This is a genomic window from Paraburkholderia largidicola, from assembly GCF_013426895.1.
Classification (GTDB): Bacteria; Pseudomonadota; Gammaproteobacteria; order Burkholderiales; family Burkholderiaceae; genus Paraburkholderia; species Paraburkholderia largidicola.
On sequence record NZ_AP023176.1, the window covers coordinates 1,416,609 to 1,435,716 of the forward strand.

Consider the following 19,108-nt stretch of genomic DNA (forward strand, 5'->3'; position numbering starts at 1 on the left):
CACTGACACGCCGCTGCGCGGCGTGGCGGCGTCAACATGTTCCGCTTCGCCGCCTGTGGCGGGACATTCTGTGTCAGATACGCAAACCACCGGGCCGCGCCCACGGCTCCGCACGCAGACAGGCGGCGATCGGGCTTTGCAAAACGCACAGGGGCACTAAGCTCTTCATATGCGCATCCATCCCGACACCAGCGGAGGTCTGTCATGGCACAAGGCGAACAGGTGTATTCCGACGAGGAAATCGAGAAGAAGCTCGAAGGCCCGTTGCAGCACTGGTATCTCGAAGACGGCTGGCTGCGGCGCAAGTACCGCACGGAAAGCTGGAAAGGCACGCTGATGGTCGTCAACACGGTGGGCCATCTTGCCGAGGCGGCGTGGCATCACCCGGATCTGACGGTGTCGTATGCATTCGTCGTCGTGAAGCTGAAGACGCATTCCGCCAAGGGCATCACCGACAAGGACTTCACGCTCGCGCGCAAGATCGAAGAGGTGATCGGTTGGCAGCCGGGCAAGGAAGGCGGCCCGCTCGAAGGCACACCCGCCGACGACCAGCGCTTCCGCTATATCAAGTACGACGCGCCGAAGAGCTGACGGCGTTCGCGCGAAGACGCGCGGCTGGATCACGCAGCGGATCGCGCGAATCCGCGCCGTGTCGCGCGTGGTACGGCTCTTGCCTGACTCCGGAACCGCGCCGCTGCGGCGGTAGCGCGCCGCCTCATCGCGCCGCCCCACGCCCACACGACTCGACAAGGAAGCTCTCGCATGCGGATGTCATCCGAACGCACGTCGACACTGCCTGCCATCTCGGCGATCACGGTTGAAGCGCCCGGCCGGCTGCACATGGGCTTTCTCGATCCCGGCGGCTCGCTCGGACGCGCGTTCGGCAGCGTCGGCGTGGTCATCGAAGGATGCGGCACGCGGGTCACCGCGCGGCCCGCCGACGACGCGCAGATCGAAGGCGCCACCACCGACGCGCAGCGCGAGCGTATCGAGCGCTATCTCGCGCTACTGCACGACGCGTATGGCGGGCCGCCCGTTTCCATCGAAGTAGAACAGGCGGCGCGAGCGCATTGCGGCATCGGCTCCGGCACGCAACTCGCGCTCGCGGTCGGCACCGCGTACGCGCGGCTGGTCGGCATCGCGGCGACGACGGCGGAACTCGCGCAACGCCTCGGACGCGGCGCGCGCTCCGGCATCGGCGTGCTGGGATTCGATCATGGCGGGTTGCTCGTCGACGGCGGGCCGGGCCGCGCAATGGTGAACACGACGGCAGCCGCCGCTTTGCCGCCGCTGCTCGCGCGCCAGCCGTTTCCCGATGACTGGCGCATCGTGCTGATCGACGACACCACGCGCGAAGGCCTGCACGGCGACGACGAAAAGCGCGGCCTCGCCGCGCTGCCGCCCTTCCCGCAGACACTCGCCGCGCACGTCTGCCACCAGTTGCTGATGCGCGTGCTGCCCGGCATGGCGCAGGGCGACTTCGACGCGTTCGCCGCCGGCGTCAGCGAGATCCAGCAGTCGATCGGCGAATACTTCGCGCCGGTGCAAGGCGGCATCTATTCGAGCCCCGCTGTCGCGGCGGCCTTGCAGGCGATCGCTGCGAACCAGACAGCGGGCGTCGGGCAAAGCTCGTGGGGCCCGACGGGCTTCGCGTTCGTGCAAAGCTCGCGCCACGCCGACGACGCGCTCGCGGCCGCCCGCGCGGCGACGCGCGAGTATCCCGGCATCGTGTGTTCTGTCACGCGCGGCCGCAATTGCGGCGCGCGCTTCTATGCCGTCCAGCAGCCGCGCTTCGGCATCGACGCGCAATGAGCCGGATGTCCGCACGCCCCCGACCGATCAGACGCATGCGCACCCGACACGGGTCGCGCAAGCCCCGCTTTTGACTACGAAAGAGCCGACGCCATGTCACAAACCACTGAAAGGCCCTACATCCTGCACATGTTCACGCCGACGCCGCAGATGAGTCCGTTCGACGTCAACATGGCCGCCGACGCCGGTTATCAGATCGTCGTGCCGTATTGCGATGTCGACGTGCGCAACGTCGTGCAACTCACCCAGGACGCGATCTTCTCGCGCGGCCCGAAAGGCGTGTCGCGCACGGGCATCTTCATTGGCGGACGCGATGTGATGCTCGCCGCCGACATGCTCGACCGCGCGCGCGAAGCGATGGTGCCGCCGTTCGAAGTTTCCGTGTTCGCCGATCCGAGCGGCGCATACACGACATCGGGGGCGCTCGTCGCGCTGGTCGAATGTCATCTGAAAGCGCAGCACGGCGAAGAGCTGAAGGACAAGCACGTGCTGATACTCGGCGGCACGGGCGCCGTGGGCCGGATCACGGCCGCCATCGCGGCGACGCTCGGCGCGCATGTGACCATCGCGAGCCATTCCGACGCGGCGCGCGCCGAACGCGCGAGCCACGACGTCGACGAGCGGTTCGGCATCAAGACCTCGGGCGTCGGCACGGGCACGCCGCAGACGCTGCACGCTGCGCTTGCGCACGCGGACATCGTGTTCGCGACGGCGGCTGCGGGCGTCCAGGTGATGAGCGCCGCCGATCTCGCGCAGGCGCCGCGCCTGCTGATCGCCGCCGACGTCAACGCCGTGCCGCCGGAAGGCATCGCAGGCGTCAACGTGATGGACGACGGCAAGCCGCTCGGTGGCGCCGTGCGACCTGATGCAATCGGCATCGGCGCGCTGGCGATCGGTAACGTGAAGTACCAGGTCGAGCATCGCCTGTTCACGCGGATGCGCACGGCGGGCAAGCCGGCGTATTTCGGCTTCACGGAAGCGTTCGACGAAGCGCGCGCGGTCGTCGCCGAGCGCAGCTAGCGCACGCACGAATGAAGCGAGGCGATGCGATGCCCTTCCGTGCAGCCCGTTCCGCCGATGCCCGCGCACGCGTTTCCGCCCCCGCGCCGTTCGTCGCGGTGGCGGGCCTGTCCGCGCGCATGCTCGCGCAATCCGCCGCGCATGCCGGTTATCGGGTCGCGGCGCTCGACCTGTTCGGCGATCGCGACACGCGCCGCTACGCGAAGCTGTGGCTCGATACGGGCGGCAGCGGTTTATCGATCGATCGCGACAAACTGCAGGCTGCGCTCGAACGCGTCGTGCGGCTGCCGAAGCTGATCGGTTATGTGGCTGGCAGCGGGATCGAGCCGCACATCGGCTGGCTGCAGCAGACAGCGCGATTGCCGCGCCTGATCGGCAACGACGCGGAATCGACAGCGGCCGTGCGCGACCCGAAGCGCTTTTTCGCCTTGCTCGATGAACTGCGCATCGCGCATCCCGAGGTTGCCTTCGAGCGGCCCGAGCGGTCCGAAGGCTGGTTGCACAAAGCCGCAGACGGCTGCGGCGGCACGCATATCCGTTCAGCCGCAGACACGAATACGCAGCACGGTTACTTTCAGCGCGTGAGCGAAGGACTGCCGATGTCGGCACTCTTTCTCGCCGCGCGACGCGAAGCTTTCGTCATCGGCTATGCCGAACAGCTTTGCGTCGCGATCGGCGGGCTGCCCTATCTGCACACAGGATCGCTCGGTCCTGTCGATCTGCCTGCGGGCATCGCGCGGCAGATCGACTCCGCGGTGCATTCGATCACGGCGCGCGCGAATCTGAGCGGACTGAACAGCCTCGATTTTCTGCTCGACGGCGACGCGATCCGCGTGCTCGAAGTCAACGCGCGGCCCTCGTCGACGATGGCGCTGTACGAGCGCGCATGGCGCGACGCGTGGCCGCGTGGGTTGCTCGCCGCGCATATCGACGCGTGTCTGCATGGCCGTCTGCCGCAAGAGCGCGTAGGCGCGCCGCAATGCCGCGTTGCACAACAGGTCGTGTTCGCGCCCGCCGCTTTCACGGTGACGCGCCGCTTCAGCGATGCGTTGTTCGTCGATCCCGTCTGTCACGACGTTCCGAACCCGGGCACCCGCATCGAAGCCGGCCAGCCTGTCTGCACGGTGCTCGTGACGGGCCGGATGTCCGATGGGCGCACCGGCCTGCAACGCGAGCTGCAATACCAGACGCAACGCCTTTTGCAACGCATCGAAACCAGCCCCGAACCTTGCCATGAACTCGTCGACACACACGGCTGACCACAACGGCAACGCGCCGCCGCCCATCGCCCGCGACGCGCCCAGCGTCAACGCGCTCGCCGCGCCGCTCGTCGCGCAACTGCTGGCGGATGCCGCGCGGCTGCGCATTGCGTCGTCGCGCCATGCGTTCGGCCCGACCATCGTCGATGCGGGCATCGCGTCGCCCGGCTGCATCGAGGCAGGCGTGATGATCGCGCGCATCTGCATGGGCGGCCTCGGCCGCATCGAGACGCGCATCAGCGCCGAGCAGACGCCGCTCTGGCCCGCGATGATCGACGTGCATACGGCGTCACCGGTGCTCGCGGCACTTGGCAGCCAGTACGCGGGCTGGAGTCTTTCCGCGAGCAAGGAACAGAACAACGGCAAGAAGTTCTTTTCGCTCGGCTCCGGACCGGCGCGCGCGCTGGCCGGCAAGGAAACGCTGTTCGACGAACTGGGCTATCGCGACGGGCACGACGCGGGCGTGCTCGTGATGGAAGTCGGCCAGTTGCCGCCGCAAGCGGTGCTCGAAAAGATCGTCGGCGATTGCGGCCTTGCACCCGAAAAGCTCACGGTGATCGTCACGCCGACGCAGTCTGTCGCGGGGACGGTGCAGATCGTGGCGCGCGTGGTCGAGGTCGCGCTGCACAAGACGCATGTGCTCGGCGTGCCGCTCGTCGAGATCGTCGACGCGAGCGGCACGGCGCCGTTGCCGCCGCCCGCGCCCGATGGCCTTGCCGCGATGGGCCGCACCAACGACGCGATCCTCTACGGCGGACGCGTGCATCTGACCGTGACGCGCGACGCCGTTGCGCGGCAGCTCGCGGCGGAGTTGCCGTCGTCGAATTCACGCGACCATGGAAGGCCATTCGCCGAGATTTTCGCGTCGTTCAATCACGACTTCTATCAGATCGACCCGTCGCTGTTTGCGCCCGCCGAGGTGTGGGTCAGCAGCCTCGAAAGCGGCACGACCTATCGCGGCGGACGGCTCGACGGCGCGCTGCTGCATGCGCTTTGGCAAGGGGACGCGGTCGTTGTGGGCGACGAGCCCGCTGCCGGGCCAGGCACGCCGGGCGTCACCAGTCCGGGGGCGCCATGAGCGACGTACCGGCGGCAAGCAGCGGCCTGCGCGTCGCGATCATGACGGACGAAACCGGCTGGCACACGGGACGCCTCAAGAAGGCGTTCCGCGCGCGCGGCGTCGATGCACGCTGCGTCGATCTCGCCGCATGCCGCATCGACACGTCGTGGTCGCCGTACGGCCTCGCCATTCCCGGCTTCGCGCGCGACCTGCCCGACGCCGTGTTCGTGCGCGGCATCGCGGGTGGCACGTTCGAGCAGGTCACGCTGCGCCTCGGCATCCTGCACGCGCTGCGCGAGTGCGGCGTGCCCGTCTACAACGACGCGCGCGCCATCGAGCGCAGCGTCGACAAATCGATGACGAGCTTCCTGCTGCATCGCGCGGGCGTGCCGACGCCGCCCGCGTGGGCGACGGAATCGGCGGCCTTCGCGCAGCGTGTACTGATGCGCGAGACGGCGGCCGCGCGCCGGGTCGTCATCAAGCCGTTGTTCGGCTCGCAGGGCAAGGGCTTGCGGCGGCTCGGCGCGAACGCGTCGAACGGCGCATTGACACCGCTGCCGCCACTGCGCAGCTATCGCCAGGTTGCGTATCTGCAGCGTTTCGTCGGCAGTGCGCGCGCGCGGCCTGGCGCGTACGACTGGCGCGTGCTCGTGATCGGCGCGCGTGCGGTTGCTGCAATGCGGCGAACGGGCGGGCGCGGTTGGATACACAACGTCGCACGCGGCGCGCGCTGCGACCCTGCCGAGCTGGACCCGACGCTCGCGAACCTCGCGGAACGCGCGACGGCCGCGCTCGGGCTCGATTACGCGGGCGTCGACCTGATCCCCGACCTGTCGATGCCGGGCGAAACAGGCGCGCCGCTCGTGCTCGAAGTGAATGGCGTCGCCGCGTGGCGTGGACTGCAATCGGTGACGACCGTCGATATCGCGGCGGCGCTGGTCGACGATCTGCTCGACCGCAAGCTTGCCGCGAGCCACACGTCGACGCTGCCCCAGCCCGCCGTGCCGCTCCATGGGCGCTAGCGATCTGCTCTCCCGCGCGCCCGACGCGTTCCTGCGCGCGTGCCGGCTCGATGTCGAAGCGGCGAAGCCGGGTAATGTCAGCATCGCGAGCGCGGGGCATGGGATGCAGGCCGCGCAGTTCATCGACAGCGCCGAGGCCGCTGCGCCTGCGCTGTTTGCGCGCGGCGCGCGCGTCGGCGAGCGCATTCTCGATGCCGTGACGCGCACGCGGCACGTCGCGGGCTGCAATACGAATCTCGGCATCGTGCTGCTGGTCGCGCCGCTTGCCGCCGCACTAGAAAGCGTTGGCGACACGGCACCGCTCGATGCCGCGCGCTGGCAAGCCTCCGTCGAAACCGTGCTGTCGCGCCTCGACGTCGACGATGCGCGCGCCGCCTATCGCGCGATCGCGCTCGCCAATCCCGGCGGTCTCGGCGACGCGCCCGAGCAATCGGTGCATGCGCCGCCCACTGTCGATCTGCGCGTAGCCATGTCGCTGGCCGCCGAACGCGACAGCATCGCGCGTCAATACGCGAACGGCTTCGCGGACATCTTCGGCATGGGCCTCGATGCGCTCGCGCAATCGCACTGCAGCATGCCGACCGACCTCACGCTCGACGTGTTTCTCACCTTCCTCGGCGCGTGGCCCGACTCGCACATACTGCGCAAGCATGGCGCGGCCGTGGCGCAAAGTGTCACGCGCGAAGCGCGTGAACGCCATACGCAATGGCGCGACGCGCACGGTCGCGAGCGCACCGCGCCACTCGATGCATGGGACGCCGAACTGAAGGCGCAAGGCGTCAACCCAGGCACGAGCGCCGATCTGAGCGTCGCGACGCTGTTCGTCGCCGCCCTGCTCGACCCTCTGCGCTTCACGCGCAACAGCGTCTGAACGCATCACGAGATTAATTGGCATGGTTCCTGTTACACGGGAACGCGGTGCGTCCCCCTCAAACAACGCGCGGTTGGTCGCCACGCGTCGCGAGTTCGTCACACGTCGACAGACCCAATTCACTGGAGGAACAGCATGGCCAAGATCAACCGCGTAATGGTAGGCGAGTCGCTTATCGGCGAGGGCAACGAAGTCGCCCACATCGATCTGATCATCGGGCCGCGAGGCTCAGCAGCCGAATCGGCTTTCTGCCACGCCCTCACCAACAACAAGGACGGCTTCACGTCGCTGCTCGCCGTCGTTGCGCCGAATCTGCTGACCAAGCCCAATACCGTGATGTTCAACAAGGTGACCATCAAGGGCGCAAAGCAGGCCGTGCAGATGTTCGGTCCGGCGCAGCACGCCGTGGCGCTTGCCGTTGCGGATTGCGTCGAAGACGGCACGATTCCGAAGGACGAAGCCGACGACCTGTTCGTCTGCGTCGGCGTCTTCATTCACTGGGAAGCCGACGACGACAAGAAGATTCAGGAGTTCAACTACAAGGCGACACGCGAAGCACTCCAGCGCGCGGTAGCGGGCGAGCCGAGCGCCGCTGAAGTGGTGTCGAAGAAGGCAGGCGCTGCGCACCCGTTCGCGCCGAACTAGGCGCGCCGTATGCATGACAAGCAGTGTCGCGCGCGCAACGCGCGGCGGGCCGTAACGGTCTGCCGCGCGTTGCGTCGCGCGTGTTTCCCCGATGGATGCTGAACCCTACGATAAAGGCTGACCCATGACCTCACGTTGTCGCGCGCGTCTCGCTGTCGCGGCGTTCGCGTGCGTTGCAGTAATCCCGCTTGCCGCCCTGGCGGCCGATCCCGCCGGTGACAAGGCGCAAGGCGCGCCGCCCGGCGGCAATGACTACCCGACCCAGGGCCGTGTCGAATACGTGCTCGGCTGCATGGACGACAACGGCCATGATTTCGCCAACGTCTACAAGTGCTCGTGCGTGATCGACAAGATTGCGGCTGCCCTACCGTATGACGAATACGTCGAGCAGATGACGTTCGCGAAGTACGCGACACTCGGCGGCGAAGGCGGTAATGAATTCCGCGTCGACCGGGCGCGCGCGCAAACGAAGAAATATCGCGCGCTGCAGCAAGAGGCGTATCAGGCGTGCGGGCTCGCCAAGGCCACGCCGTCGGCGGCGAAGTAAAGCCTCTTCACCCAACCTGCGCACGCGCTGACGTGCCCGTCACAGACCGACGGGCACGTGCGCGCATCTCACGCAAAGCGCACGCGCTGCCGTTCGATGATCACGCCAACCGCGGCGACGTCGTCGAACTTTGCGGGTTTGCACAACTTGACGCGCACCCACTGAGCGCCGAATCTGTCGATCAACAACCGGGCAATCTGCTCGGCCAGCGCTTCGAGAAGCTGCACCTTATGGGTCGCGAGCAATGTGAGCAATTCGGCGCGCACGGCCGCGTAATTGATCGTGTCGTCGATACGGTCCGTCTCGCACGCGCGCAGCGACGGCACGCCGATTGCAAGATCCAGTTGCACGGGCTGCGGCTCGTGCAGTTCGCCCACGTCGATGCCGATCACCGTCTGCGCGACGAAGCCCTCGATGTACACGATATCGAGCGCGGCGCTGCGTTGCGGCTGCTCTGCTGGCTCCAGCATGGGCCGCGCGCTCGATGGCAGCACGACAGTAAAATGGATGGGACTGCTTCCTGGGTTGAAACGGTCCATGTGTCGGCTCCACAGTGGGGCGCGCGTGCGGCGCATCGGTTTTTACGGCAATCTGACGATGCGAAGCAAAAAGCAGGCGCACTCGCACACGATCGTACGACTATTTATTGATGTATCGCGACACGAGTTGTACAGTGTTTGCTGAGTGCGCTGGAACGGATTCAAACGACATATCAGCAGTTCTGCCACGCGCGCGCGAGACGCGCGGCACATCGTGAAGCACACGGGGAAACACTTATATACAGCGCAGGCCGCGCCCATCGGCAACGGGATGGACACGAGCCGAACGCATCGGAGACGCCCCTAATGTCATCGCTCGTTGACATCGATTCGCATGTCCGGGATGTAATGAACATCGTCAACAACCAGCCCGCCTCGTGTTCGATGAGCCATTCCGTCGCGCAATCGTGGACGCGCTGCCTCGTCGATTTCGGTCTGGACCCCGGACGTTTCGTGCTGCCGCCCGTGCTCACGCAGCACGAACTGAACTTGCGGCGCGAAGCGGCAGGCGATCTGATCGCCTGCTCGAAGCTGGAAATGACCACGCTCTACCAGCAGCTCGCCGACCCCGAACTCGCGGTGATACTCGTCGATGCCAACGGCGTGATCGTGCATCAGGTTTCGTCGGTACCGTTCGGCGAGGCCGTCGCTGCCGATGGCCTGCGTCCCGGCGCCGTGTGGAGCGAGCGCGAAGCGGGCACGAACGGCATGGGCACGTGCCTGACCGAGCGCGAATGTCTCGCGATCTATCAGCATGAGCATTTCTATCCGCGCTATACGTCCCTCACCTGCTCGGCCGCGCCGATCTTCGACGAACGCGGCGCGATCGTCGGCGTGCTCGACGTGACGAGCCGCTCGCGCATGCTGCAGCAGCATTCGCTCGTGCTGGTCGGCATGTCGCGGCAGATGATCGAGAACCGGCTGATCGATTCGCGCTACCGGCGCGCCAACACGGTCCACTTTCATAGCCGTCCTGAATTCGTCGGCACGCTGCACGCTGGCAAGCTCGCTGTCGACGACGACGGCATCGTGCTCGCCGCCAATCGCAGCGCGCTGTTCCAGCTCGACCTGCGTTCGCCCGACCAGTTGTGCGGCAAGCGCATCGAAGAAGCGTTCAGCGCGACGCTCGAAGACATGATCGCGCGCAGCATTCGCGGCTCGTTCCACCCGATCACCGTGTACAGCGCGCACGCCAGCAACCGCTTCTTCGTGATCGCACAGACGCCGCGCGACGCAACGTCGTTCGGCAACGCGAACCAGGTGGCGACGAGCGCGCGCGGACAGTGGAGCGATGTATCGATCAACCGCGTTTCTCGCGCCAAAACCTCACGCGAAACACGCGACGCGAAGCCGGCGGCAGCCGGGCTCGACAAGCTCTCGCATCTGGAATTCGGCGATCCCCGCATGGCCGCGCAGAGCCAGCTGGCCGCGCGCGTGATCCAGCGGAAAATCCCGATCATCCTCAGAGGCCAGACGGGCACCGGCAAGGAAGTGTTCGCCAACGCGCTGCACAGCATCAGTCCAAACGCGGCGGGCGCGTTCGTCGCGGTGAACTGCGCGTCGCTGCCCGAGACGCTGATCGAAAGCGAGCTGTTCGGCTATCGCGCGGGCGCATTCACAGGCGCGCAACGCGAAGGACGGCGCGGCAAGATCGTGCAGGCGAACAACGGCACGCTGTTCCTCGATGAAATCGGCGACATGCCGATGGCCTTGCAGGCGCGCCTGCTGCGCGTGATCGAAGAACGCGAGGTCACGCCGCTCGGCGCCGAAACCACGATCAAGGTCGATTTCCAGCTGATCAGCGCGAGCCACCGCAACCTGCTCGATCTCGTGCAGCGCGGCCTGTTCCGCGAAGATCTGTACTACCGGCTCAACGGCATCGAGATCAATTTGCCGCCGCTATGCGAGCGCGCCGATCTGCTGCCGCTCGTCCAGCACATACTCGAAAGCGAAGCCGAGGACCCACCCGAACTCAGTGCCGAAGCGCGGCAAGCGCTGGCGAACTATGCGTGGCCCGGCAACATTCGCCAGTTGCGGCACGTGCTGCAAATGGCGATTGCGCTGTGCGACGGACCGGAAATACGCTGCGCGCATCTGCCGGCGGAAATCGTCGACGAGATGCGTGGCGGCGCGCCCGCCCGAGCTTCGGCGACGGGACCGCTGGCACAACAGGCCAATGCCGCCGCAACACCGTTCGACGACGAGGCAGACCTGTCGGCCCTCAACGCGATCCAGGTCAAGGAGCGCGAAACGGTGCTTGCGATGCTGGACGAACATCGCTGGAACGTGAGCAACGTCGCGAAGACGCTCGGCATCAGCCGCAACACCCTGTACCGGAAGATGCACAGACTGCACATCCGGCTGTCGCACGACGCCTCGCAGGCCTCCGTCGACGACGCATGCGGCAAGTGACCCACACATGATCCATACCTGACCCACGCATGAGCGCACCGTCGCCCGCCCGCCGCCCTGGCGTTTTTCGCCCCTACGCGCGCTTCGCGTGGTGCATCACGGGCTCGGGACACATGCTGGAAGAATCGATCGACATCGCGCTTGCGTTGCCGGGCGTCGATCTGTTTCTGTCCTCTGCCGGCGAAGAAGTATTGCCGCTTTACGGCTGGCCCGTGCCTAAGCTGCGCGAGCATTTCCGCGTGGTGCGCGACAACAGCGCGAGCAGCGTGCCCGTCGGCATGCTGTACGAGGGCCTTTATCACACGGTCGTGATCGCGCCGGCTACCAGCAACACAGTTGCCAAATGCGCGCTCGGCATCTCCGACACGCTGCCGACCAACCTCTATGCGCAGGCGGGCAAGCAATGCGTGCCCGGCATCGTTTTCGCATGCGACACCGAGCCGAGCGTCATCACACAAAGCCCGCACGAATGGGTCGAAGTGCGTCCGCGCGCGATCGAGCTGGAGAACGTCGAGCGGCTGGCGCGCATCGAATACACGACCGTCGCGCGCTCGCTCGACGAATTGCGCGCGGCATTGAGCGAACGGCTATCGAACCTCGGGCTCGCATGGAACACATCGTCTTCCTGACTGGCAGGCTCGCCGAAAAAAGCGTCGTGCAGGTGCTGGAGGGCATGACGAACGCGCCGTTCACGTGGGAAGTGCGCGAGATCGGCTTGCAGGTTGCCGCGCTGATGACGGCGGACATGATCCGGCGGCGCGTGACGTTGCCGCTGCGCGCGGACCGGATGATCGTGCCGGGGCGTTGTCGCGGGGACCTTGCCGCGTTGAGCGAGCATTTCGGATTGCCCGTCGAACGTGGTCCCGAGGAAGCGAAGGATCTGCCGCTGCACTTCGGCCACGCCGCGCGGAAGTTCGATCTGTCGCGGTACTCGACGGAGATTTTTGCGGAGATCGTCGATGCGCCTAGGCTCGATCTCGAGGGTATCGCTGCGCGCGCCAGGCATTACGCGGAGCAAGGTGCGGATGTGATCGACGTGGGCTGTCTGCCTGATACGCCGTTTCCGCATCTCGAGGATGCCGTGCGGATGCTGAAGGCTGACGGTTATCGCGTGAGCGTCGACTCGATGGTGACGGATGAACTTCTGCGCGGCGGGCGCGCGGGGGCCGATTATCTGATGAGTCTCAACGTCGACACGTTGTGGGTCGCTGATGAAGTATCGTCGACGCCCGTTGTCGTGGCGCGCGAGCCGCACGATATGGCTTCCTTGCATCAGGCAATCGATGCGCTCGTCGCGCGTGGCAAGCCGTTTCTCGCTGATCCTATTCTCGATCCGATTCCGTTTGGTTTTGCTGCTTCTATTGCGAGGTATGTCGCGTTGCGCGAGCGGTATCCTGATGTTGCGATCATGCTTGGGGTTGGGAATCTTACTGAACTCACTGAAGCTGATACTAGCGGGATCAATGCGGTGCTGCTCGGTGTTGCTGCTGAGTTGCGGGTCTCTGCTGTGCTGACTACTTCGGTTAGTCTGCATGCGCGGCGGGCTGTGCGTGAGGCCGATGTTGCCCGGCGTGTGATGCATGCGGCTTATGAAGCGCAGGTGCTGCCTAAAGGTATCGATTCTGATCTTTCTGCGCTGCATGCGAAGCGGCCTTTTCCTTATGACGCTGATGAGATCGCTGCGTTCGCCGCGCAAGTGCGAGATCCGAATTTTCGTGTGCAGGTCACCACGGATGGGATTCATGTTTATAACCGTGATGTGCATGTTGTTGAAGGCGATCCGTTTGCTTTGTATCCGTATCTGAAGCTTGAGAATGATGGTGGGCATGCTTTCTATATGGGCGTGCAGACGGCACGGGCGGAGATCGCCTGGCGGCTCGGGAAACGGTTCGATCAGGATCAGGTGCTGGATTGGGGATGTCAGGTGGAGAGAGGTGCTGAAGACCTCGATGTCTGGTGTGCGCCTGGCACGACGAAGGTTAAAGCGGCTAAATAGCGAGGGTTTGTTTGCTGCGCAAGCGGTTTGGTTTGCGGGTGTTTGTGTGTGCTGGCATCCGCGTTATGCATTTGGTTCGCTAGCGTTGCCCCTGTGCGGGGCGGCACCTACTTTTCTTTGCCGCCGCAAAGAAAAGTAGGCAAAAGAAAGCGGCTCACACCGCCAGCCCATGTTCCTATCCACGGGCCCCCAACGTCCCCATCCTTCACACGGCAGTGCCCTGGTTAGTGCTCGTTGCCAACGCTTTGAACAATGGCATCACCCGCTTCAGGCACTCGTACAACGGCAAGCGGCAGCGAATGTTATGCGCCGCCCAGGTGGCAAACTGTGTGCAGGTTGTCGCGTCGTATAGCTCGGCGCTCTTACAGGGTGGGACGCGTGCGCTATCGGTCCGGAGTCAGGCGTGTGGAGTACCTGGGCCGACACACAGTTTGCCACCTGGGCGGCGGTGGCTGTCTGGCGCGGCCTGCTGAAGTGCGGGAGCGTGAAGCGGGTGACGCGCACCGCAAGGGCGCTGGCAACGGACGCGAACAGGAAAGTTGCCGTGTGAAGCGTAAGACCCGTTGGGGGCCCTCAGGCAAAAACACGTGCTGGCGGTGTGAGCCGCTTTCTTTTGCCTACTTTTCTTTGCGGCGGCAAAGAAAAGTAGGTGCCGCCCCGCACAGGGGCAACGCTTGCAGACCAAATGCATAACGCGGATGCCCGCGAAAGAGCAAACCGCGGATGCCAGCGAAAACCAAAAGCAAACCAAAACGAAAAACCAAAAAAAAACTGACGACCCACGCGGGGCCACAACCTCCAGGGCCGTCAGCCAACACACACACCTGAGCCACAACACTACGGCCCCGCCAGAACCCAGTCACGCACGTGACTTCCGATCCCGCAATTGCAAAATCATAGGCGTAAAAATCAACTGCATAGCGAGCCCCATCTTGCCGCCGGGCACAACGATAACGTTAGGACGGGACATAAAAGAGTCATGCAACATCGTAAGCAGATAAGGAAAATCAATGCCCTTCGGCTTGGAGAACCGAATAACAACAAAACTCTCATCAGGCTGCGGAATCTCCCGAGCAGTAAAAGGATTAGAAGTATCAACAGTGGGAACACGTTGAAAATTCACATGCGTACGCGAAAACTGCGGACAGATGTAATTCACATAATCCGGCATCCGCCGCAAAATCGTATCGACGACAGCCTCGTGCGAATAACCGCGCAGCGTCTGGTCACGATGCAGCTTTTGGATCCACTCCAGATTAATGATCGGCACCACGCCGACGAGCAGATCCGCATGCTGTGCGATGTCGACCTTGCTGGTCACGGCCGCACCATGCAGCCCTTCGTAAAACATCATGTCCGTGCCCGGCGAAATATCCTCCCATGGCGTGAATGTCCCCGGGTCCTGCTTGTACACCACCGCGTCCGCTTCATCGTGCACGTAACGCCGGAACTTCCCGCCGCCCGAGTTCCCGTAGCTCGCGAACAGCTGCTCCAGTTCTTCGAGCAGATTCGCATCGGGCCCGAAGTGGCTGAAGTCGCGCACGCCGTCACGCTCGCTCTGCCGCAGCGCTTCGCGCATGCCGAGCCGGTCGTACCGATGGAACGCATCGCCTTCGACAATCTGCGCATTGATCTTCTCCCTGCGAAAAATGTGCGTGAAGCTCCTCATGACAGTGGTCGTGCCCGCGCCGCTCGACCCCGTTACGGCAACGATCGGATGTCTGACTGACATGCGCAGTCTCCTGGTTACAGGTCAAGAGTCAGACCGAGGTTTCCGGAAGGAACAATGAGCGCTCACGAAAAAGCGGCGACGTAAAAGGCATGTCGATACCCAGATCGTGCTCGCGGTGATAGCGGCCAATACGCGCCACCTCGTTCGACGAGCCGAGTATCAGCGGCATGCGTTCATGAAATGTGCGCGGCGCGCCGTCGAGCACGCGTTCGCGGCCCGTCGTCGCCATGCCGCCCGCCTGCTCGACGAGGAAACCGAGCGGGCTCGCGTCGTAGACGGCGGACAGGCGGCCGCGCATCGCCGAACGCGTGCGGTAGTCGCGCGGCATCAGGAACAGGCCACCGCGCATCAGGATGCGATGCACTTCCGGCACCAGCGCGTCGCTCCAGCGCAGGCTGAAATCGCGCTCGCGGCAGCCCGCGCGGCCTTCGCGGCACTCGTGCACGTAGCGGCGCACGGGCGGCTCCCAGAAGCGCTCATTGGACGCATCGACGGCAATCTCGCCCGTCTCGTCCGGAATGCGGATCGACGGGTGCGTGAGCATGAACTCGTCCGTCTGGCTATCGAGCGTGAAGCCGTGCGTGCCCTCGCCCAGCGTGATGACGAGCATCGTCGCCGGGCCGTAGATGGTGTAGCCCGCTGCCGCCTGTTCGCGGCCAGGTTGGAGGAACGGCGCGCCGTAGGCTTCGCCACAGGATTCGCAGTCCAGTTCGCCGTAGGCTTCGGCTCGCGCGTCGTTGCCGTTCACCGCGCTGCCCTGCGACTGCACCCGCATCACCGAAAAGATCGAACCCGCCGTGCCGTTGATGTCCGCATTCCACGGGCAGTTCAGCGGATCGAAGGCAAGCTGGTACTCGGGCGTGACCGCAGTGTCCATTTGCTCCGCCCGCGCGCTGCGCACGGCCGCTTCGGCGAGCTTGCGGCGTCGCGTGGAATACGCGAGCACCGCGCCGCCCGCCACCGAATCCACCTCTGCGCTGTCGCCCAGCGTGCCGCGCGCGAGCGCCGCACCGATCGTCTTCACCGACGCCGCGACGTCGTGCAGCACGACTTGCAACGCGGTCGGCGGCCGCATCGACATCAGATGGTCCGCGTCGCCGGCCAGAAACCTCGTGAGCGTGATGTTTGCGTGACGCATGATGCTCTCCTACGAAGTGGGGAATTCTGTCGCGGCGCCGGGTTCCGCCCCGGCGCCGCCTGATTCGGAGAACACGCTGCTCGCGCGGATATCGGCGGCGCTCAGCAGCGTCAGCGCGGCGGGATCGGCGCTCGCGCCCCCGCCCAGCGCATGCGCGAACAGGCGATTCGCCTGGCGCAGGCGCGCGCGGTCGAGCGCGTTGCGCACCGAGCGCGCGTTCGCGAAGTTCGGCTGACGCACGCGCCGCGCGAGGTAATCCTCGAAAGCGCGGCGTGCGTCGGCATCGAACCGGTAATGCATCGTGTCGAGCATGCGCTCGGCAATCAGCAGCAGTTCGTCGGGTGCATAGTCGGGAAACGACAGGTGGTGCGCAATCCGCGAGCGAAAGCCCGGATTGCTGCGAAAGAAGGTATCCATCCGCGCGGCGTAGCCGGCCAGAATCACGACCAGATCGTCACGCTGGTTTTCCATGGTCTGAAGCAGGATCTCGATCGACTCCTGCCCGTAATCGCGCTCGTTTTCCGGGCGATACAGGTAATACGCTTCGTCGATGAACAGCACGCCGCCCATCGCGCGCTTGAGCACTTCGCGCGTTTTCGGCGCGGTGTGGCCGATGTACTGGCCGACCAGATCGTCGCGCGTCACCGACACCAGATGATTGCGCCGGATATAGCCGAGCCGGAACAGCACGTCCGCCATGCGCAGCGCAACGGTGGTCTTGCCCGTGCCGGGATTGCCGCTGAAGCACATGTGCAGCGTCGGCGCCCCGCTTTCGATGCCGAGCGCCTCGCGCGCGCGGCCCACGAGCAGTTGCGCGGCGACTTCGCGGATGCGCGTTTTCACGGGCGCAAGTCCGACCAGATCGCGGTCGAGTTCGTCGAGCACGTCGGCGATGCCCGACTCGCGAAACAGCGCAAGCAGGTCGACGCGCGGCGTTTGCGTTTCCTGTTGCGCCAGCGGCTCCGTTACGACGGCGTTCATTACGATGTCTCCCTGTTCGTGTTCTGGTCTGCGCTACTGGCGTGCTGCCGCCGCTAGCGCGGCGCGGCGCGCACCGCCGTGAGCGAATAGCGCTGCACGCGCGAGCGGTCGTCCTGACGTCCCAGCGCGAACGTCGGTTCGACTTCCGGACGATTCACGATGAACGACAGCCGCATCGTCTCGAAGCCGCGCACCGAATCGAACGCATTCACCTTGATGTAGTGCTGCGGATACGCGTCGCGGCACCTCGTCACTTCCATCATTACGCCCGCCGCGTCGCGCAGATCGAACATCGGCAGGCCCCACATTTCCCAGTACGTGTTGCGCGGATGCGGGTCGTCGGTGAATTCGACCGAGCACGACCAGCCCTGGCTCAACGCGTACTGGATCTGCAGGCGGATTTCGTCGTCGGTCAGGTCGGGCAGGAAGGAAAACGTTCCCTGGGTGATACGCATGGCAGGCTCCTCATTCGGATTCGGCGTGTACGGCGCGCGATGGCTCAGGCCACGCTCGGCGTGACGGCGAAATCAGGTGTATCCGTCGGCGTGTAGTTGAAGGTGATATCGCCCCATGTATCGAGCGCCTGCTTGAGCGGCGTGCAATGACGCGCGGCCGCTTCGAGCAGATCGGGGCCTTCGTTCGCGATGTCGCGGCCTTCGTTGCGCGCCTTGACCATCGTTTCGAGCGCGACGCGGTTGGCCGTCGCGCCGGCCTGAATTCCGGAAGGATGGCCGATCGTGCCGCCGCCGAACTGCAGGATCGCATCGTCGCCGAACAGATCGAGCAGCTGATGCATCTGCCCCGCGTGAATGCCGCCCGACGCGACGGGCATCACCTTGCGCAGGCTCGCCCATGGCTGATCGAAATAGAGGCCGCGCGTGAGATCGACGGGGTTGTGGGACTCGCGCAGCACGTTGTAGTAGCCCTGTACCGACAGCGGATCGCCATCGAGCTTGCCGACAGCGGTGCCCGCATGCGCATGATCGACGCCTGCCATGCGCAACCACTTCGCGATCACACGAAACGAAATGCCGTGATTGCGCTGCCGCGTGTACGTGCCATGCCCCGCGCGGTGCAGATGCAGGATCATGTCGTTCTTGCGCGCCCAGCGTCCCATCGATGTAATGGCCGTCCAGCCGATCACCAGGTCGATCATCACGATGCACGAGCCGAGTTCCTTCGCGAATTCGGCGCGCTCGTACATGTCCTCCATCGTGCCCGCCGTGACGTTCAGGTAATGGCCTTTCAGTTCGCCTGTCTCGGCTTGCGCGCGGGCTACCGCTTCCATCGCGAACAGATAGCGGTCGCGCCAGTGCATGAAGGGCTGCGAATTGATGTTTTCGTCATCCTTCAGAAAGTCGAGACCGCCCTTGAGGCCCTCGTACACGACGCGTCCATAGTTCTTGCCCGACAGCCCGAGCTTCGGCTTGACGGTGGCGCCGAGCAGCGGGCGGCCGTATTTGTCGAGCCGTTCGCGTTCGACGACGATGCCTGTCGGCGGACCCTGAAAGGTCTTCAGATACGCGACGGGAATGCGCATGTCTTCGAGCCGCAGCGCTTTCAGGGGCTTGAAGCCGAACACGTTGCCGATGATCGAGGCCGTCAGGTTCGCGACCGATCCTTCCTCGAACAGATCGAGGTCATAGGCGATGAACGCGAAATATTGCGGCTCGCTTTCGCTCGCGTTGGGCACGGGTTCGACGCGAAACGCCTTGGCGCGGTACATGTCGCACGCGGTCAGGCGATCGGTCCAGACCACGGTCCAGGTGGCCGTCGACGATTCGCCCGCCACGGCGGCGGCGGCTTCTTCGGGCTCGACGCCCGGCTGCGGCGTGATGCGGAACAGCGCGATGATGTCGGTGTCTTTTGGCGTGTAGTCCGGTTGCCAGTAGCCCATCTCGCGATACTTGAGGACACCCGCCGAATAGCGCGAGCGTGGTTGAGTGCTTTCGCTGCCTGCGGGCTTCACGGCTTCCTTGCTGAAATCGTTCATCGGGCTGCCTCGATATGGATCGCGGCGCGCCTCTGATGCTGCGCACGCCTTGGGGTGGAAGCTGGCGTGCATCGAAAGTCG

18 protein-coding genes are annotated in these 19,108 nt (G+C 65.0%); 12 read left to right on the forward strand and 6 right to left on the reverse strand.

The genetic code is table 11. The annotated features are described in order from the left end of the window. The first annotated feature begins 204 nt into the window (after positions 1 to 204). The 9 genes from PPGU16_RS35105 (at position 205) to PPGU16_RS35145 (ending at position 8,236) form a co-directional block, all read left to right on the forward strand. Complete coding sequence (locus PPGU16_RS35105) at positions 205 to 591, forward strand: 4a-hydroxytetrahydrobiopterin dehydratase (protein ID WP_180725442.1); 387 nt, start codon at positions 205 to 207, stop codon at positions 589 to 591. 171 nt (positions 592 to 762) lie between these two features. Continuing rightward, positions 763 to 1,812, forward strand: a complete 1,050-nt coding sequence (locus PPGU16_RS35110; protein WP_180725443.1) for a beta-ribofuranosylaminobenzene 5'-phosphate synthase family protein — start codon at positions 763 to 765, stop codon at positions 1,810 to 1,812. 93 nt (positions 1,813 to 1,905) lie between these two features. Then, positions 1,906 to 2,832, forward strand: a complete 927-nt coding sequence (locus tag PPGU16_RS35115; protein ID WP_180725444.1) for an NAD(P)-dependent methylenetetrahydromethanopterin dehydrogenase — start codon at positions 1,906 to 1,908, stop codon at positions 2,830 to 2,832. Positions 2,833 to 2,861: 29 nt separating this feature from the next. Next, the gene (locus tag PPGU16_RS35120; protein ID WP_180725445.1) at positions 2,862 to 4,091 is read left to right on the forward strand and encodes an ATP-grasp domain-containing protein; all 1,230 of its coding nucleotides are present in this window, start codon (positions 2,862 to 2,864) and stop codon (positions 4,089 to 4,091) included. Then, entirely contained in the window at positions 4,066 to 5,169 is a 1,104-nt protein-coding gene (gene mch, locus PPGU16_RS35125; RefSeq protein ID WP_180725446.1) for a methenyltetrahydromethanopterin cyclohydrolase, read from the forward strand. The genes PPGU16_RS35120 and mch overlap by 26 nt, the downstream gene beginning before the upstream one ends. Then, a complete protein-coding gene (locus PPGU16_RS35130; protein ID WP_180725447.1) occupies positions 5,166 to 6,173 on the forward strand; it encodes an ATP-grasp domain-containing protein in 1,008 nt (335 codons plus the stop codon). Before mch ends, PPGU16_RS35130 begins: the two co-directional genes overlap by 4 nt. Next, the gene (locus PPGU16_RS35135; protein ID WP_180725448.1) at positions 6,163 to 7,044 is read left to right on the forward strand and encodes a triphosphoribosyl-dephospho-CoA synthase; all 882 of its coding nucleotides are present in this window, start codon (positions 6,163 to 6,165) and stop codon (positions 7,042 to 7,044) included. The genes PPGU16_RS35130 and PPGU16_RS35135 overlap by 11 nt, the downstream gene beginning before the upstream one ends. Positions 7,045 to 7,179: 135 nt before the next feature. Continuing rightward, positions 7,180 to 7,689 (forward strand): formaldehyde-activating enzyme, encoded by a 510-nt coding sequence (fae, locus tag PPGU16_RS35140; RefSeq protein WP_180725449.1) that lies wholly within the window; start codon positions 7,180 to 7,182, stop codon positions 7,687 to 7,689. A 124-nt stretch (positions 7,690 to 7,813) separates the two neighbouring features. Beyond that, the gene (locus PPGU16_RS35145; protein ID WP_180725450.1) at positions 7,814 to 8,236 is read left to right on the forward strand and encodes a hypothetical protein; all 423 of its coding nucleotides are present in this window, start codon (positions 7,814 to 7,816) and stop codon (positions 8,234 to 8,236) included. Between the two features lie 68 nt (positions 8,237 to 8,304). Here the strand turns inward: PPGU16_RS35145 and PPGU16_RS35150 are convergent, their stop codons facing one another. Further along, complete coding sequence (locus PPGU16_RS35150) at positions 8,305 to 8,775, reverse strand: dihydroneopterin aldolase (protein WP_180725451.1); 471 nt, start codon at positions 8,773 to 8,775, stop codon at positions 8,305 to 8,307. A gap of 306 nt (positions 8,776 to 9,081) precedes the next feature. On the opposite strand from PPGU16_RS35150, the gene PPGU16_RS35155 reads away from it, so the two are divergent. The 3 genes from PPGU16_RS35155 to PPGU16_RS35165 are packed head-to-tail and all read left to right on the forward strand — an operon-like array spanning position 9,082 to position 13,183. After that, positions 9,082 to 11,187, forward strand: coding sequence for a sigma-54-dependent Fis family transcriptional regulator (locus PPGU16_RS35155; RefSeq protein WP_180725452.1), 2,106 nt, complete (start codon positions 9,082 to 9,084; stop codon positions 11,185 to 11,187). Between the two features lie 29 nt (positions 11,188 to 11,216). Continuing rightward, positions 11,217 to 11,816, forward strand: coding sequence for a flavoprotein (locus PPGU16_RS35160; protein ID WP_180725453.1), 600 nt, complete (start codon positions 11,217 to 11,219; stop codon positions 11,814 to 11,816). Next, on the forward strand, positions 11,795 to 13,183 hold the full coding sequence (locus PPGU16_RS35165; RefSeq protein ID WP_180725454.1) for a DUF6513 domain-containing protein: 1,389 nt from the start codon (positions 11,795 to 11,797) through the stop codon (positions 13,181 to 13,183). Before PPGU16_RS35160 ends, PPGU16_RS35165 begins: the two co-directional genes overlap by 22 nt. A gap of 859 nt (positions 13,184 to 14,042) precedes the next feature. Here PPGU16_RS35165 and PPGU16_RS35170 read toward each other — a convergent pair. Genes PPGU16_RS35170 through PPGU16_RS35190 form a run of 5 tightly spaced genes read right to left on the reverse strand, consistent with a single transcriptional unit; the run spans position 14,043 to position 19,027 of the window. Then, positions 14,043 to 14,915 carry a phosphoribulokinase gene (locus PPGU16_RS35170; protein WP_180725455.1) on the reverse strand — a complete coding sequence of 291 codons (873 nt, stop codon included), beginning with the start codon at positions 14,913 to 14,915 and terminating at the stop codon, positions 14,043 to 14,045. 28 nt (positions 14,916 to 14,943) lie between these two features. Beyond that, entirely contained in the window at positions 14,944 to 16,053 is a 1,110-nt protein-coding gene (locus PPGU16_RS35175) for a class 1 fructose-bisphosphatase (protein ID WP_180725456.1), read from the reverse strand. Between the two features lie 9 nt (positions 16,054 to 16,062). After that, positions 16,063 to 17,034, reverse strand: coding sequence for a CbbX protein (cbbX, locus tag PPGU16_RS35180; RefSeq protein WP_180725457.1), 972 nt, complete (start codon positions 17,032 to 17,034; stop codon positions 16,063 to 16,065). A gap of 53 nt (positions 17,035 to 17,087) precedes the next feature. Further along, entirely contained in the window at positions 17,088 to 17,489 is a 402-nt protein-coding gene (locus PPGU16_RS35185) for a ribulose bisphosphate carboxylase small subunit (protein WP_180725458.1), read from the reverse strand. A gap of 44 nt (positions 17,490 to 17,533) precedes the next feature. Next, positions 17,534 to 19,027 carry a form I ribulose bisphosphate carboxylase large subunit gene (locus tag PPGU16_RS35190; RefSeq protein ID WP_180725459.1) on the reverse strand — a complete coding sequence of 498 codons (1,494 nt, stop codon included), beginning with the start codon at positions 19,025 to 19,027 and terminating at the stop codon, positions 17,534 to 17,536. Between the last annotated feature and the right edge of the window lie 81 nt (positions 19,028 to 19,108).